This is a genomic window from Pectobacterium brasiliense, assembly GCF_013449685.1.
Taxonomy (GTDB): Bacteria; Pseudomonadota; Gammaproteobacteria; order Enterobacterales; family Enterobacteriaceae; genus Pectobacterium; species Pectobacterium brasiliense_A.
On sequence record NZ_JACDSF010000029.1, the window covers coordinates 1 to 15501 of the forward strand.

Below are 15501 nucleotides of genomic sequence, written 5' to 3' on the forward strand. Positions count from 1 at the left end.
TGTCACCGGGCGTACTTTCCACGCGACCAATCCGTCTCCCTATCCACTGCCCGCTAACAAAACGCGTACCACGCTTCGCTCCAAAACCCATAAAGGCAAAGGTTTTAACGAACTCAGCTTTGAGGATGCGACCGATAACGAAGAGATCTTCCTGCACGCCCAGAAAAATATGGCCGTGCGGGTGCTCAATGCTAAAGATGAGCGCGTGGACTATAACCGCACCACGAGTATCGGAAATGATGAAGAACTGGTGGTCGCCAACAATCGTAAAGTCACGGTGGAAGGCAGTCAGGATCACAAAACCACAGGCCATCATTTATCGCTGACCGAAGGCGATCAGGGTATACAGGTTAAGGGCGATCTGACGCAGAAAATCAACGGCGTATTCAGCGTGGACAGCAATGGTGATCTGACGCTGCAAAGCGGCAGCAAACTGACACTCAGAGTCGGGGGCAGTTTTGTGGTCATCCACGCTGGTGGGGTGGACATCAAAGGACCGGCGATTAACCTGAATTCAGGTGGCAGCCCGGGCGATGTTGCACTCCCTGCCGATCCGGCGATATTGAAAGCGGCCGCCGCCGCAGGGACGATGTTTGTCGCGCACTGTCCGGTAAAGGAGAAAGAAAACAGTGAGTGAAATCGTACAATATGCCGTTATCGACGGTTCCATTGAAGAGGGACTACTGGATTTTTTGGCTGAACACGATGCGCCGCATTGTTGCTTATATGCAGAGCCATTGCAGCAGGAGTTAATCCCGTTGGCTCCCTATTTAGTTGAAGTCACGCAGGAGGTTTCATCCTGGCTGGTGAATAAAACTTCTCCGTGGGGGATCTATTTATTTACGTCGGTAAGCATGAAGGATTTACGCCAACACTTGCGTAAATATTTATAGGTTCTTCTTCCCTCAGAAGATAAACCCGTGTTTTTCCGTTTTTACGATCCACGGAATATCTGGGATTTATGCCATGTTTTGAGTGAATGGGAATTGCATTGTTTTATGGGCCCGATTGAAAAAATGATGACTGTCCATAATGCAATAATCCGGGAAGCGCATTTTCAGCCCGTCCGTGCCCAGTTTCCGCCAACGGCTAAAAATCGAATGAAATTGTTCAGAATCAGCCAACCACAACTTGATTTACTGAATCACTATGCGGAAATGAAATACATCGGGGGGTTAACGACTAAAACGATTACTCAATACGCAGAAAAAATACAATATGTTGTACCGCATACTCCCGAATGGAAAATGAGCCAGACGGATGAGAGCTATCATGACTCACGAGATGAGCCAGAGCGCTTCACAGTCAAAGAGGCTGTGAACGAGTGTTATCATTTTTGTAAGGCAAAAGGCATTGAAGACGATCGCGCTATTCGCGGATTACTGCATTTGTTAATAGAAAAAGAGATGTATTCATTAAAAAAAATCCCGCCGCTATGGCTGGATTTATTAAGTAATGAAAACTTTCCCGGCCATTACCGGGTTGAACGTTTGCTTAAAGACACTCTGGGATATATTCCCCGCTAAAGGAAAAGCCTATGTCTGAAGGAAAAGTCTCACTTGCGGCGGGCAGTGCCTGCGCAAATTGCAATCATCCCGATCCCTGTACTTATGAGATAACGCTCGATGCATTCGATGAGAAAACGCATGCCTGGCCTGTTGAGCAGAACATTCATCTCAAAGTCTTAGATGATGGAACCGGCAGTCAGGGAACGATAAAAATAGAAGGGAAGTGTGAGAAGCCAACCTGTCCGCAGGCCACGTTGGAGAGTGGAAATGAGAAAATTGCGTTAAAGAACGGAACGCCAAACCCCATCACGCTCTATTACAAGAAACCGGCTGATAGTGAGCAGGATGATCCGCCCGTCGATCCGATATGGTCCTATTTCAATCGTATTCATTTGCCCTCTGATGCGATTGCCGCTCCCCATCGTTATCAACTGATTACACAGGGCTGTACGGGGAAAGCGAGTTATGCACAAATAGATGTTTATCCTGAAGTGGAGCTACGGGCTGTTATCGGTTTCAGCTATGCGCTAATGGGAAAAGAACGCACCTGGAAAGAGCGGCGGGATGAACAGGCGGCGGCCAGAAAAAAGATGGAGAATACCCAGCCTAAAAACGGCAATAAACTGCGGAGTGGCTGGACATTGCAGACCGATCAGTTTCAAATTACGCAGGAACAGAAGCTGAATATTGAGTACGGGCTGAAAATCGGTGGTACGGAATATTCGGCCAAGTTTGCGGAGATGACGCGCAATAAAGTCAAAACGATTAAAACGCTGGAACAGATCGGTAAAGTGGAGCGTTTTTTATCGAACATCAACAAATATCTCCTGCCTGAGCCCGACCCCGAAAAAAAGGGAACGCGCGAGTATCGCCTGTTTGATTTCTCCGTTGAGCCAATTAATCTGGGGGTATCCTACGCGTATCAGTGCAAAGACCGTGTTGAGGATGCCACGCATTTTATGGGGCTTTACGCGGCACCCTTCCTTAGCATGAGTATGAAAATAGACCTGATACAGCTTCTGGCGGCCTACTGTAAAGTAGAGCGTATTGCCGCGAAGTGCCGGGAATATATCGCGAAGGGCGGCAGTTCCCTCGAGTGTTATATAAAATTGACGGCAGAGCTGCATTTTTCTGTCGGCGCGGCCTATAAGCAAGCACAGTGGACCTTCGCGCCAGAGGACGACAACAATAAACTGGCTTTTGTTCTAGAAGGGGTTGTCAGCCAATCATTTGAAACAAAAGTACTCTTTGTTGAAATAACCTTAAAGGCAAAAGGAAGCCTCAAAACAGAAGCCGGAATGAAGCTGGATCCACATAAGGACGGTATCGATTTGGTGGGATATCACGATGGGATTAAGGCTGAGGTAGCATTATTGGCTGATTTTAACCGAAGTGAAAAAGAAGGAAAGGTCGACAGCAATCAGTACCAGTACACATCTACAACAGAACTAGCTGGGCCTTTAAAAGCGGATGAATCGGCAATGCGTATTAATCTGTTTGGTAAGGAGCGGGTCATTACCAAGCCGGAAGTGATCCCCGCCCAGCCATGGGCAATGGGATCGAACCCCAAATATAATACAGTACAAAAATCGAGTCGGGAGCCCTGGGGCATGGGCTCTAATCCGAAACGTTGAGCAACAAGGAAAGCACATGATAGGCAAATTTTTTCAATGGAAATGGCTACTACTGTCAGGAGTAATGATGATGTCTACCGCCAATGCTGCTGAGGAACCGTTACGAATTCGCAGCGTATTTGATATTAATTCGGCGTTTTGCGCCATCAAGACCAATGGCGTAATCGGTTTGGATAACCGCCGTTCGGCGGTGGCCGGAAGAGGATTTGGCACCTCCAGCACCAACGCATTAATGGTGCTGGAAAGCGGCGAAAATGAAATTACGGTTGAGATCGGCGCACTGGGCTGGTTCTCAAAAGAGGCTATCAGTGATGATGCACGCAAGGCGTTTAAGCCGGATGCAAGATGTAAAGTCGCCTTGACCGCATTTAAAGGCGAGCAGTCGAAGGTATTAAGCCAGCTCACAATCGCTATTGGTCAAGACGGTATTCCTTATGTGCAATCAGGCGCAGAAGCGGACAGCGCTAAAACTGAAAAGGTAACGGTAAGAAAAATTACTGCACAGCAGGTTGAAAAGGGACATATTCCTGATGATTATTTCAGAGAAAATAATTTCCCTGTCGGCATGGAACTCTATCAGTTTACTAAAAAAGTCCATCTTAAGAATATCCCGGAGTGGAAATGGACAAGAGCTACACCCTTTACTGGGAAGTCGGAGCAGATTCAGGCATTAAAGATTGCTTATCTCGATCTCTGGCATCTTTTTGCTGAAAAAAATAATCAGAAAATAAAGAAATACCTTAATGAGTCATTACAGACATGGGCTGTCACGACCGGGGACAGTGTTGATGAAATATACCGTAATGAGATTTTTTACGAGGATTTAAAAGATTCCTCATTCAAAATGATAAATATTGACTGGGGTGATTATGAGATTGAAATATTAAATAAAGGTAGAATGGTACGTTTTATTAATAAGTCTAACCCTAAATTTTCACCTATATCTTATTTTATCGGTAGCGATGAAGATACTAAGCAAATTGGCTATTTCTCTCCTCTCTTCTCTTTTGTTGATGGAAGATTTATTCCTGTTATCTAGTCTTTAGTAAAGTTTGAAACATATGGATGTCTGGAGTAAGTGAACCACTTACTCCAGTATTTTAATTTAACACCTAAAAATAGTCATGTTATTAGTTGAGGAAATAACAAGTTTAGTGATGAGTATCCTTGGCTGATAACGGAATTGTGTACATTAATTTTTTATTCGTTAAAATAATGTGTAATACTAAATTGAAAATGAGAAAATTTAGGCTGCTATTTTTATTTTAGTCATCGATAAAATTAGGGGGAAATCATGAGGGGGAAATGGTGTAAATGTATGCACGTGGTTTTTGTAGGGCTAATCATGATGTCTACCGCCAATGCTGCTGAGGAACCGTTACGAATTCGCAGCGTATTTGATATTAACTCGGCGTTTTGTGCTATCAAAACTAACGGTGTTATTGGGATGGATAACATCCTCGCTGCTCGCTCAAGCTGACGTAGCACTTATCTGCGAACTCGATGAGCCATAGCGTTTTAGGGGCAGTAATATGGTACGCATACAACACTAAGATCGGCGGTGTACTGACTTAGACTTTTGGTCCGTGAACCGATGAAATCTGTCGCAAATTATTGGCACTACTCAGGCTCTTTAATATCGGAATGATAATCCGCTATGAGTGGGCAGTTATGCCAAAGAAGTGCGAAGGATAATCATCTATCGGGGAATGGTATTTGTAATTTGTGAAAGACACCAATATCGAAAGGAAATCAAAATGGGCAACGCTGTTAAATTAGGCGATAGCGACACAGGGCACGGTAGCCATCCGCCGACGTCTGTCGCTTCAGGTTCATCAACAGTTAAGGTAGATGGCCTGCCGTTAGCTCGGCAAGGCGATCCGCTTACTCCTCATGGCCATGTTCATATCACGGAAATAGGGCAACGTGATCCCTCGCAGGAACAGGCATATGCTTTCATTCTAGTAGAAAAATTCGTCGGCTATACAGTGCCTGATGATAAAGGGAGCCGATTGGCTCCCTTTAACAGACACAGCATTGAGGGTATATCGCGTGATATAAGCGTGGTTTAACCGATAGCGTTTTCTCCTGTCACTCGAATGATTGGGATTAGAGGGGTTTAACGTGCTGCCTCATAAATCTTCTGGCTTTCTTCCAGCGTGATGTCGCGATGCTCGCCCAGAGCAGTCAGACCATGCTCGCTGAGTTTGGCGACCAGCGTCGGAATGGAACTGCCATCCAACTGATAGTCAGACATGTGGGTCGGCACGCCCATCTTCTCGAAGAAGTCACGCGTAGCGGCAATCGCGCCGTCGATGCGCTGATCTTCGCTACCGTCACGCAGGTTCCAGACGCGCTCGGCGTATTGCAGCAGTTTGTCGCGCTTCTGGGCTTTTCTTGCCGCCAGCATGGCGGGCAGAACGATAGCCAGCGTCTGGGCATGGTCAAGACCGTGCAGCGCCGTTAATTCGTGGCCCAGCATGTGGGTTGACCAGTCCTGCGGCACACCTGCGCCAATCAGGCCGTTCAACGCCATGGTCGCGCTCCACATCACATTGGCTCTGACCTTGTAGTTCTCCGGTTCAGCCAGCGCGCGCGGGCCTTCTTCAACCAGCGTCAGCAGTAAGCCTTCTGCAAAACGATCCTGTACTTTGGCATCGACGGAATACGTCAGGTACTGCTCAACGGTGTGAACGAAGGCATCGACCACGCCGTTGGCGATCTGGCGAGCGGGCAGGGTGTACGTCACGACCGGATCGAGCACGGCGAAAAGCGGTTGAGTGTGGCGTGAGCGGAAAGCGAGCTTATCGTTAGTCGATTTGCGCGTGATGACCGCGCCGTTGTTGGATTCTGAACCGGTCGCTGGCAGGGTGAGCACCGCCGCCATTGCGACGCCGCGATCGATTTCCGCGCCGCCGGTTTGCAGAATATGCCACGGGTCTTGTGCGGCCTGATAATCTGCGGCGGCAGCGATAAATTTCGTACCGTCGACGACAGATCCACCGCCAACTGCCAGTAGAAAGTCAATCTTCTCTGCCCGGACGACCTCGACGGCCTTCATCAGCGTTTCGTAAGTCGGGTTCGGCTCAATGCCGGAAAACTCACGGACATTGCGGCCCTCTAAGGCACGATAGACCTGATCCAGCACGCCATTGTGCTTCACGCTGCCGCCGCCGTAAGTGATGAGGATACGGGCATCGGCAGGAGTTTCTTTGCCTAATTCAGCAATCTGGCCTTCGCCAAACAAAATCTTGGTAGGGGTATGGAGTGTGAAATTTAGCATAGGTTATTTGTCCAGTTTAAAGCCCTGTTGGAGGATCGCGGGTAAGACTTTCGGGAAATAAATGTGCTGATAGTAGCTGGCGGTGTTATCACCCCAGTTGTCGCCGTCTGCGCGGCCGGTTTGCTGCCAGTGTGCCACCAGCGTGTGGTTATATTGCTCAATCGCCGCAGGCAGAACGTCCTGATGATAGGTTTCATCATGGCGGAAGGAATTCAGTGGCAGGCGCGGTTTCTGATGCGCAGGGGTATCCACATAGCCAATCGCAACGCCTGCAACGGGGAACGTCAGTTCAGGCAGTTCCAGAAAGTCGATCATCGCCTGTGGGTCGCGACGAATACCGCCAATCGGGACGATGCCTAGCCCAAACGAGCGTGCGGCGGCCATCAGCGTGCCGAGCGCGATGCCGACATCCGTTGTGCCGGAAATCAGGCTTTCGAGGCTTTCATGCGCGTGCTGCTGCTTGTCGCTCATGGCAATCCCAACCTGCGTTTTATGCATATCCAGCACTACGGTGATGAAGACCGGTGCCTGGGCAATCCACGGCTGGCCGCCAGCCAATTCGGCAATGCGTGCTTTGCGTTCTGGGTCGCGGGTGATGATGAGCGAGACCTGCTGAGAGTTCACGGACGTCGGTGCCAGATGTGCAGACTGAATAATGGCATCCAGCACGTCATCGGGAATCGCTTTATCAAGATAGCTACGTTCACTGCGGTGTGAAGTGAACAGTTCAATCGTTTTATTCATGTCTTTTCCCGTGGGATGAAAGGATAACGCTATGCTCAGTATTGTCATCAACCCACGTAAGACGTTCAATGCACATTTCTGTTTGCTTATTGCCTATTTCTCCAAAATACAGGAGAAAATGATGATAATAATTCGCAAATATGTCATTTTGCTGATTCTGTCAGGAGAGAGGCTTCGGACAGGAAAAGCGAACCCGTAGCGAGAGAACACCATTTTGACGCACACCCAATACATGTTAACGGACAGCCAAAGCATGTCGACGGAAAACCCATGTGGGCAGCTTGTTCAGCAATCAACGGTTCAGGAACCAGCCGCACCGCAACAGGCAGAACAGACCGTGCGGCAGCGCATCGTGCAGCAGGCAATACGCTGTTCAGCTAAAAGCTGGACCACGCCTTCGCTCGTCCCGCAGGTCAAAATTCTGTATACGGAACAGCACCATCCGCGTGTTCCAGTCATGTATGAACCGACGATCGTCATCATTTTTCAGGGTCAAAAGATTGGTTATCTGGGCGGGAAAACGTTCCAGTATGACCCGGAAAACTACCTGTTGATGACGGTGCCGCTGCCGTTCGAATGTGAAACGATAGCCAGCGTTGAACACCCGCTGGTGGGGATGGCGATCCGTATCGATATCCAGATGCTTCAGGATTTGCTGATCGACATCGGTGACGATGACAGCGCGATCCGCCCTTGCTCCTGTACGTGCGGCGTGAACAGTGCCCCGCTGACCGATGAAATTTTATGTGCCGTTGAACGGCTGCTGGATGCGATGAATAACCCGCGTGATGCCCGCGTGCTGGGGCCGGCGATTGTGCGCGAGATTATCTATCATATGCTCTGCGGTGAACGCGGTGCGGCATTACAGGCGCTGGTGAATCGGCACACGCACTTCAGCCAGATTGCCAGGTCTCTGCGACGTATCGAAAACCACTATGCCGATAGCCTGAATGTGGAACAGCTGGCGGCTGAAGTGAACATGAGCGTCTCGGCGTTTCATCACAACTTTAAGGCCGTCACCAACACATCGCCGTTGCAGTACCTGAAATCCTACCGCTTACATAAAGCGCGAGTGCTGATGATCAACGAGGGGCTGAGAGCAGGCGTTGCGGCGGCCCGCGTAGGGTATGAGAGCGTGTCGCAGTTTAGCCGAGAATTTAAGCGCTATTTCGGTGCGACGCCGAGCGATGAAGCCACAAGAGTAAAAGCCAGTAACATGGCAGTTGAAGAAAGCTGAAGACGTGAAGAAAGCGTGCCGTTGCCCGATTAGGCGACTGCACGTCTTTTGCGCCACACCATGACAGCCATCCCGATCAGGCCGCTAACCAGCAAAATAATCGGGAGCAGGATCAGGGCGGTCATCACCTGATCTTCATAGCGTTTGACCAGCGGGATATGGCTGAGCGCATAGCCGAGCGTGACAATCCCCCCGACCCACAGCAACCCGCTGAGCCAGTTGAAAATCTGAAAGCGTGTATTGTTTAACCCGGAAATTCCCGCCATTGTTGGCAGCAGCGTGCGGATAAAGGCTAAGAAGCGGCCAACCAATAGCGCCGTCAGGCCGTGGCGGTGGAACAGGTAATGGGCGCGCTGATGGTAATGAGCAGGAAGCTGCAACAACCACCCTTTTACCAAGCGCGTATCACTCAGCCAGCGTCCTTGAAGGTAGCTGAGCCAGCAGCCGAGGCTGGCGGCGATGGTGAGTAGAATCATCGTAGGGAAGAAGCTCATCACGCCTTTAGCAATCATTGCACCCGTGAGCAGCAACAGGCTATCGCCAGGCAGAAAAGAGGCAGGGAGCAGACCGTTTTCCAGAAACAGCGTCGTGAACAGAATGCCGTAAACGACCCAAACAACGTGGGGATCGGCCAGCGCACTAAAATCCTGCTGCCAGAGCGCCTGAATAATGTCGTGAACCACACTCATATTACTTCCCGCCAGTGACGATATTCACTATCTCTCAGGCTGCGGCGTGGGACGCTGGGCTACCTGAAATCTACTGCTTATCAAGCCCTAAAATCGGTATGGGCAAAACGCCTTGCCGCATAATGAGAATACGACAGGGCTTAATGCTTAGTTTTGGTTAAGATAACGCGGTTTTTGGGTAAGCGTTGACTCATTATTATCATAACGCATTACCCACCGCGCCGCAGGGGAAATCAATACGCGACGGTTTTATGGCCGTCACACTTTCTATATTTTATTTCCTACCTGTATTTTTTTCCAGCGGTGAGCTTGCTGACGCCTTGCCAGACTAGGCGCTCAGCCTGCTGAAACCCGCAGCAAGATCGTCAATCAGATCGTCACTGTCTTCAAGTCCAATATGTAAGCGAATAAGTGTGCCGGTAAAGTCCACGCCGCTCACAGGACGAATAGCCGCCAGTTCTTCTGGCTGGTTTGCCAGAATTAGGGACTCAAAGCCCCCCCAGGAATACGCCATACTGAAATGCTCAAAATGGTCCAGATAGTGCGCCAACGTTTCTTTGCTTAATTTCTCTTTCAGGACGAATGAGAACAAGCCGTTGCAGCCGTTAAAATCGCGCTCGTAGAATTCATGCCCTTTGCATCCTGGTAATGCGGGATGATTAACGGCGGCGACTTCTGGCCGTTCCGCCAGCCACTTCGCAATGCGGATGCTGCTTTCCTGATGCTGTTTGAGTCTAACGGCCAATGTGCGCAGGCCACGGCTGGCGACATAGGCGCTATCGGCGTCTGCCATTTGCCCCATCAGATAAGAATGTTCACGCAGCTGTACCCAGCAGCGTTCGTTAGCGACTGCCGTGCCTATCATGGCATCGGAATGGCCGACGATATATTTCGTACCGGCCTGAATCGAGATATCAATATCGAAGTCGAACGCCTTGAATAAAATGCCTGCTGCCCAGGTGTTATCAATCATGATAATAATGTCGGGATTGACGCGGCGCACGGCTTGGACGATGGCGGGGACATCGTGGACTTCCATGGTGATCGAGCCCGGCGATTCAAGAAAGACGACTTTGGTATTGGGCTGGATCAGTTCGGCGATATCGGCACCGATCAGCGGATCGAAATAGGTGGTGCTGACGTTCAGTTTGTTGAGCACTTTCGTGCAGAAATCCTGCGTAGGTTCGTAAGCCGATTCCGTTACCAGAATATGATCGCCTGCCGCGACGAAAGAAAGAATGGCGTTAGAAATGGCAGCCGCACCACAAGGGTACAGTGCGCAACCTACGCCACCTTCTAGTTCAACCATCGCTTCCTGAAACGAAAAGTGGGTCAGCGTGCCGCGGCGACCATAGAACAGCGCCCCCTTTGCTCGGTTAATCGTGGCGTTTTTTTTGTCCTGCACGGTATCGAATACCAGAGAGGACGCGCGCTGAATAACGGGGTTGACGGAGCCGTGGGTGAATTTCTTGCTGCGTCCTGCGGCGACCAATGCTGTTGCCGTTTTTTTGCTTGTCATAACCACTATCACCTTTTCTGTTCAGTTCTGCCGGATGACTCACTACACCGACGATTCCCAACGGCGAATGCAGAGGGAATTGTGGGGCGGGCATGATTGGATGTATAAGCGTTCGATTGATGAGGTCTACGTTATCACGGCTTGGACGGCGTGTGGGCGGGTTTTGTCACGGCGGGAAAATGCGCCGCACCGCTGGCATACCCGTGGAGAACNNAACGGGCTTTCTGCCCGTTCTGCGGTGAGAAGGTCGGAAGTAGGTGAAAATATTTCAGGTCAGAAAATGTCGGGAAAGCGCCATGTTGTTCTGCATTGCATTGAACAGCATGGCGCAATGGGGCGTGAGTTAACCCGTATGGACGCCAAAGAGCTTAGGCAGCCAGAGTGAGATGGCCGGAATATAGGTGACCAGCATTAGGACAACGAAAAGCCCGCAGTAGAAGGGCAGCATCGCCTTAACGACCTGTTCTATCTTCTGCTTACTCACTGCGCTAGCGACGAAAAGTACCGATCCCACCGGTGGCGTAATTAATCCAACCCCTAGGTTAACCATCATAATCATGCCGAAGTGCACCGGATCGATGCCGAGTGATACCGCTACCGGTAAAAGTACTGGAGTGAGGATTAGGATTAACGGCGCCATGTCCATCAGCGTGCCAAGTATCAGCAGCATGATGTTAATACACATCAGGATGACGTACTTGTTATCTGAAATGGAGGTGAAAAACGCGGTAATGCGGCTCGGTAGCTGCATATAAGTCATAACGGCCCCGAAGGCGGCGGCAAAACCGATCAGGATCATCACGATTGTGACGGTTTTCACCGTGCGGTACATCAGCGTAGGCAGCTCAGACCACTTGTAATCTTTATAGATAAACATGGTCACGAAGAACGACCACAGACAGGCGATAGCGGCGGACTCGGTTGCGGTAAAAATACCGGATAAGATCCCGCCCATAATAATGACAACCGTCATCAGTCCCCACAGGGTATCGACAAAGATTTTCAGCGCCTGACGAAAGGGAACTACTTCGCCTTTTGGATAACCCCGTTTATGCGCAAAGCCTACACACATGACCATGAGTGTTAAACCCAGTAAAATACCCGGTAGAATGCCTGCGATAAATAAAGAAGCTATAGACACTGAACCGCCAGCAGCCAGTGAATAAATAACGGAGTTATGGCTGGGAGGGATCAATATTGCCTGAACGGAACCGCTGGCAGTAACAGCAGCGGCGAAGTCTCGCGGGTACCCCTTCTTCTCCATTTCTGGGATCATCACTGAACCGATTGATGCGGTGTCTGCGACGGAAGAGCCGGATATTGCACCGAAGAACGTGGAAGCGACGATATTAACCAGCGATAAGCCGCCGCGAATAAAGCCAACAAAGATATAGGCAAAATTAACCAGACGGCGGGCGATGCCGCCTTCGGCCATAATGGCTCCAGCCAGAATAAAGAACGGGATAGCCAGTAATGAGAATTTATTGACTCCACTGGTGATTTGAATCATCACCGCTTCCAGCGGAATGTCGATCCAAAAGGCACCTATAATGGCACTCAAGCCAACGGAATAGGCGACGGGCACACCAACGGCGAGCAATATCGCTAATGATGCAAGTAAAACAAAGGCATCCATAATACTCGCTCCAGATTAGGCATTGCCCATTATGACCACAGGGCGTTTATCCTGTGGACCAAAGCAAATGCGTTCGATGATGAATAAAAAAGTGATAAATGAACCTATCGGAAGAGGTAAATAAGTTTGCCCAGCACTCAATAATGGAAATTCGGCAACCTGTTGTTCCCACAGTTCAAGACAAAGCTGAATTCCGTAATAAAGAATAAATAGTGTGATTAACATCATTAAAAGATCGGCAAGAAAAGCACAGCCTTTTTTCATCGTTTCTGGTAAACGATCGGTTAACATCGTGACAGCAATATGCGTACATGCACGGTAACTGACGGCAGCACCAATAAAAGTGAAAGTGACCATACAAAGAATTGATATGGGTTCTGGCCAGGATATTCCCTCATTCATGATGTAACGAGAGAATATGCCTATCGGAATAATTATAGTCATGATGAGTAAAGCAAGTCCGGATACCCACATAGCGATTTTATAGAGGATATCCATGGCTAAAATATATTTATTTGCCATCTTATTTACCTGATGAAGATAAGAACGGGTAAATGCATCGTGATTTACCCGTCTTTTTAGCGGTTATTTCACGTCGGCGACGGCTTTAATCAGATCCTGATATTTAGCGCCAAACTGATCGCGTACGGGCTGCGTGGCTTTAAAATAGTAATCGGGATCAATCTCATGGAACTGAACGCCGCCGGCTTTCATTTTATCCAGAGATTTCTGAGTATATTCATTCCACAGCACGCGCTGTTCTTGCTGTGCTTCCTTCGCCAGCTTCAGGATAAGATCCTGATCCTCTTTGGAGAGTTTGTCCCATTTGGCTTTGGAATACAGGAACAGCTCAGGAATAATGAAGTGGCGACTCCAGGTATAGTTTTTCACGACAGGCAGGTAGTTGTGTGCGACAAACGTTGGTGGGTTATTTTCGGTGCCGTCAATCACGCCGGTTTGCATGCCGCTGAAGACCTCACTGACGCCCATGGCAATCGAGTTGGCCCCCATCGCTTTCAGCGTGGCCAGCGCAACTGGGCTACCCTGTACGCGAATTTTCATGCCTTTGAGGTCTTCTGGTTTCACCACCGGATCCTTGGTGATTAAGTTACGCGTTCCCGCGTCCATCCAGCCCAGGAAAACCAATTTTGATTTACTACTCTGGGTAATCTTGTCACCAATTTCCTGTCCGATCTTTCCATCCAGCACTTTATGTAGATGATCTTCATCACGGAAAATATAGGGCAGTGTGAAGACTTCTATTTCCGGTAAAATCGCTGCAACAGGCGTCATTGATACGCGAATAATATCAATAGCACCGAGCTGCGCCTGCTCAATCATTTGTTTCTCATCACCCAATACTCCGCCGGGGAAGGTTTTAATTTCCAGTCTGCCATTTGTGGCAGCTTTTAATTTCTCTCCCATTTTCTGAACGGCGACGACATTCGGGTAACCTTCAGGGTGAACATCAGAGGCTTTAATTTGTTGTGCCTGAATCGCGTGGCTCATCAGGAGTGCAGTAGAACCCAGACAAACGCCGATCAATGTTTTCGACAGCTTCATTGAATTATCTCCAGAGGTGGGGTGACATTATCGATAATCAAATAGTGATTTAAAAATATAAACCCATGAAAAATAGCGTAATGAATAGCGGGTTTAATGATGAGAAGACGACCACCTATTACGTATTATTGTGGCACACGTCAGTATTCTCTGCGAGTTAAGCTAACCTATTATACAACTTCGTAGAATGACTCGTGTCACAAAAGAAAAAGCTAATATGAAATGCTGTTTTATATGGATTTAATTCCTATTTGACTTATAGGAATATACGTAAATTGTTGTTTTTGTTTTCTTTATTATGTGCTTGTGTATCTGTTTATTTCAGTAAACTTATCGCCAGTCATCATGAAATGGTGTGATAACTTAATGTTGATCACAAAAAACCGATCGTAAATATCTTGGCTATCGCACCGTGTTTTAGAGGGATCTCCCGCCTGATATATTCCTGAATGTTCTTCTTTTTGTCGTTCTTATGCTTTTCCTACAGATGTGTGATCAATACCCTCTGAAACCCTGTCAAAACGCAAGGAAAGTGCGTTATCTGATGTAAATAATAATGAGAACGACTATCAATTCGTTCAGGGTTTGGTATCATTTCAGGCTGCGTTATTGCGTCATAGTACCTGCGGGTATCGTACTGAATGAATGGTGGAGGCACAGCGTGAAGACGGCTGTCAGTAATACAACTCAACAGGTGTTATCAACCTGGCAAAAAAAACGTGGCACGTTCAGCGCATTTTCCCGTAGCGTGCTGGTCATCCTGCTGTGTACGGCGGGACTAAGTGGAAATGCGTTTGCGGCTCCTGCAACGGCACCGTTATCGACAGAGAATGCAGCACCCGTCGCTCAGCCTGCTGCTGCGTCGCCTTCCGCTGCGTCGCCTTCCGCTCCTGTGACGACCAATGCGCAGGCACCAGCGTCAGCCCTCGCGCTGCCTGCCAGTGCGGCACCGGGCACCAACAACCTGATGAAAACCGATTTGTCCGTCTGGGGTATGTACCAGCACGCCGATGCCGTGGTGAAAACGGTGATGATCGGTTTGCTGCTGGCCTCTGTGATTACCTGGGCGATCTTCTTCAGTAAAAGCGTTGAGATGTCTGGCGCGAAACGCCGCCTGCGCCGTGAGTATCTGGCGTTGGAACAGGCGAAAACATTGGACGACGCGCTGGAAACTGCGGACGCGTTCAAAGCCGGCAGCGTCGCACAGCAATTGCTGGTTGATGCGCAGAACGAACTGGAGCTTTCCGCACGTTCTGATGACAACAACGGAATTAAAGAGCGCACCGCGTTTCGTCTGGAACGTCGCGTGGCGGCTACCGGGCGCCACATGGGGCGTGGTAACGGCTATCTGGCAACGGTCGGCGCAGTTGCCCCGTTCGTGGGGCTGTTCGGTACGGTATGGGGCATCATGAACAGCTTCATCGGTATCGCACAGACGCAAACCACTAACCTGGCGGTCGTTGCTCCGGGGATTGCAGAAGCCCTGCTGGCGACGGCGATTGGTCTGGTTGCGGCGATTCCTGCGGTGGTCATCTATAACGTCTTTGCGCGTTCGATTGCTGGCTACAAAGCGATGGTCGGCGATGTGGCTGCACAAGTGCTGCTGCTGCAAAGTCGCGATCTCGACGTGGCTGCCAGCAACGATAACCGAGCGTCTTCAGCAGCGCATAAACTGCGGGTGGGTTAAG

15 protein-coding genes and 1 pseudogene are annotated in these 15501 nt (G+C 49.3%); 9 read left to right on the forward strand and 7 right to left on the reverse strand.

Going from position 1 to position 15501, the window contains the following annotated elements:
- From H0248_RS12895 to H0248_RS12915, 7 genes and pseudogenes are all read left to right on the forward strand, one after another.
- Nucleotides 1-637, forward strand: a 637-nt coding sequence (locus H0248_RS12895) for a bacteriophage T4 gp5 trimerisation domain-containing protein (RefSeq protein ID WP_445482656.1), incomplete at its 5' end; no start/stop codon positions are given.
- The gene (locus H0248_RS22175) at nt 630-893 is read left to right on the forward strand and encodes a DUF4123 domain-containing protein (protein WP_308415663.1); all 264 of its coding nucleotides are present in this window, start codon (nt 630-632) and stop codon (nt 891-893) included. The genes H0248_RS12895 and H0248_RS22175, both read left to right, overlap by 8 nt.
- Nucleotides 894-998: 105 nt before the next feature.
- Complete coding sequence (locus H0248_RS22180) at nt 999-1526, forward strand: hypothetical protein (RefSeq protein WP_240345965.1); 528 nt, start codon at nt 999-1001, stop codon at nt 1524-1526.
- 11 nt (nt 1527-1537) lie between these two features.
- On the forward strand, nt 1538-3142 hold the full coding sequence (locus H0248_RS12905) for a hypothetical protein (protein ID WP_240345964.1): 1605 nt from the start codon (nt 1538-1540) through the stop codon (nt 3140-3142).
- 16 nt (nt 3143-3158) lie between these two features.
- Complete coding sequence (locus H0248_RS12910; RefSeq protein WP_180786228.1) at nt 3159-4181, forward strand: hypothetical protein; 1023 nt, start codon at nt 3159-3161, stop codon at nt 4179-4181.
- Nucleotides 4182-4593: 412 nt separating this feature from the next.
- Nucleotides 4594-4850: pseudogene (locus tag H0248_RS22360) on the forward strand (IS1 family transposase); the annotation flags it as partial.
- Between the two features lie 49 nt (nt 4851-4899).
- A complete protein-coding gene (locus H0248_RS12915; protein WP_180786227.1) occupies nt 4900-5214 on the forward strand; it encodes a PAAR domain-containing protein in 315 nt (104 codons plus the stop codon).
- 47 nt (nt 5215-5261) lie between these two features.
- On the opposite strand, the gene yqhD is transcribed toward H0248_RS12915, so the two are convergent.
- Together yqhD and H0248_RS12925 are read right to left on the reverse strand one after the other, a co-directional pair.
- Complete coding sequence (yqhD, locus tag H0248_RS12920) at nt 5262-6425, reverse strand: alcohol dehydrogenase (RefSeq protein ID WP_180786229.1); 1164 nt, start codon at nt 6423-6425, stop codon at nt 5262-5264.
- Between the two features lie 3 nt (nt 6426-6428).
- Entirely contained in the window at nt 6429-7169 is a 741-nt protein-coding gene (locus tag H0248_RS12925) for an NADPH-dependent oxidoreductase (RefSeq protein WP_180786230.1), read from the reverse strand.
- Nucleotides 7170-7401: 232 nt separating this feature from the next.
- Between H0248_RS12925 and H0248_RS12930 the strand changes: the two genes are divergently transcribed.
- Complete coding sequence (locus H0248_RS12930; protein ID WP_180786284.1) at nt 7402-8406, forward strand: AraC family transcriptional regulator; 1005 nt, start codon at nt 7402-7404, stop codon at nt 8404-8406.
- A gap of 29 nt (nt 8407-8435) precedes the next feature.
- On the opposite strand, the gene H0248_RS12935 is transcribed toward H0248_RS12930, so the two are convergent.
- From H0248_RS12935 to H0248_RS12955, 5 genes are all read right to left on the reverse strand, one after another.
- On the reverse strand, nt 8436-9095 hold the full coding sequence (locus tag H0248_RS12935) for a DedA family protein (RefSeq protein ID WP_180786231.1): 660 nt from the start codon (nt 9093-9095) through the stop codon (nt 8436-8438).
- Between the two features lie 328 nt (nt 9096-9423).
- A complete protein-coding gene (gene metC / locus H0248_RS12940) occupies nt 9424-10614 on the reverse strand; it encodes a cystathionine beta-lyase (protein ID WP_180786232.1) in 1191 nt (396 codons plus the stop codon).
- Between the two features lie 343 nt (nt 10615-10957).
- Nucleotides 10958-12250, reverse strand: coding sequence for a TRAP transporter large permease (locus tag H0248_RS12945; protein WP_180786233.1), 1293 nt, complete (start codon nt 12248-12250; stop codon nt 10958-10960).
- A gap of 15 nt (nt 12251-12265) precedes the next feature.
- The gene (locus H0248_RS12950) at nt 12266-12772 is read right to left on the reverse strand and encodes a TRAP transporter small permease (protein ID WP_180786234.1); all 507 of its coding nucleotides are present in this window, start codon (nt 12770-12772) and stop codon (nt 12266-12268) included.
- 63 nt (nt 12773-12835) lie between these two features.
- Nucleotides 12836-13813, reverse strand: coding sequence for a TRAP transporter substrate-binding protein (locus H0248_RS12955; protein WP_180786235.1), 978 nt, complete (start codon nt 13811-13813; stop codon nt 12836-12838).
- 661 nt (nt 13814-14474) lie between these two features.
- Here H0248_RS12955 and exbB point away from each other — a divergent pair.
- Complete coding sequence (gene exbB, locus H0248_RS12960; RefSeq protein WP_180786236.1) at nt 14475-15500, forward strand: tol-pal system-associated acyl-CoA thioesterase; 1026 nt, start codon at nt 14475-14477, stop codon at nt 15498-15500.
- The last annotated feature ends 1 nt before the right edge of the window (nt 15501 follow it).

Coding starts and splice junctions, on each gene's coding strand:
- H0248_RS22180 (WP_240345965.1), top strand. CDS start 999: ATGGGCCCGATTGAAAAAATGATGACTGTCCATAATGCAATAATCCGG.
- H0248_RS12905 (WP_240345964.1), top strand. CDS start 1,538: ATGTCTGAAGGAAAAGTCTCACTTGCGGCGGGCAGTGCCTGCGCAAAT.
- H0248_RS12910 (WP_180786228.1), top strand. CDS start 3,159: ATGATAGGCAAATTTTTTCAATGGAAATGGCTACTACTGTCAGGAGTA.
- H0248_RS12915 (WP_180786227.1), top strand. CDS start 4,900: ATGGGCAACGCTGTTAAATTAGGCGATAGCGACACAGGGCACGGTAGC.
- yqhD (WP_180786229.1), bottom strand. CDS start 6,425: ATGCTAAATTTCACACTCCATACCCCTACCAAGATTTTGTTTGGCGAA.
- H0248_RS12925 (WP_180786230.1), bottom strand. CDS start 7,169: ATGAATAAAACGATTGAACTGTTCACTTCACACCGCAGTGAACGTAGC.
- H0248_RS12930 (WP_180786284.1), top strand. CDS start 7,402: ATGTTAACGGACAGCCAAAGCATGTCGACGGAAAACCCATGTGGGCAG.
- H0248_RS12935 (WP_180786231.1), bottom strand. CDS start 9,095: ATGAGTGTGGTTCACGACATTATTCAGGCGCTCTGGCAGCAGGATTTT.
- metC (WP_180786232.1), bottom strand. CDS start 10,614: ATGACAAGCAAAAAAACGGCAACAGCATTGGTCGCCGCAGGACGCAGC.
- H0248_RS12945 (WP_180786233.1), bottom strand. CDS start 12,250: ATGGATGCCTTTGTTTTACTTGCATCATTAGCGATATTGCTCGCCGTT.
- H0248_RS12950 (WP_180786234.1), bottom strand. CDS start 12,772: ATGGCAAATAAATATATTTTAGCCATGGATATCCTCTATAAAATCGCT.
- H0248_RS12955 (WP_180786235.1), bottom strand. CDS start 13,813: ATGAAGCTGTCGAAAACATTGATCGGCGTTTGTCTGGGTTCTACTGCA.